Genomic DNA, 353 nt, shown 5'->3' on the forward strand with positions numbered 1-353 from the left:
CATCCCCATCTGTTTGAGTGCATAGCAAACGGCGGCTGCCGTACAATCAAAATGTTTGGCGATTTCATGCAGATAGGCATCTGGGTGTTGCCCAACATATTGAGCCAGTTTTTGCCTATCCAATTTGACGGCATTCAGACCGGTAACTTGATGTTTTAGGCTGCCTGTTTGTTTTTTAAGGCGAATCCACAGGTAAAGCGTGTTTCTTGACAAGTTAAACGTTGCTGCGGTTTGGCTGATGTTTTTGCATTGTTCGTAATAGTTTAAAGCTTTGTTTCTTAAGTCCGCAGAGTATGCCATGGTTAGACCTTCAAAGTTGAGTATTGTACCATTTTGTTTTTAATTGACTATAA

General features: G+C 41.1%; 1 pseudogene. It reads right to left on the reverse strand.

Features of this window, described 5'->3' with window-relative positions:
- A pseudogene (locus HMPREF2572_RS00525) lies at positions 1–300 on the reverse strand (IS630 family transposase); the annotation flags it as partial.
- Positions 301–353 lie beyond the last annotated feature (53 nt).

The sequence above is a fragment of the Neisseria sp. HMSC064E01 genome (assembly GCF_001808875.1).
Taxonomy (GTDB): Bacteria; Pseudomonadota; Gammaproteobacteria; order Burkholderiales; family Neisseriaceae; genus Neisseria; species Neisseria sicca_A.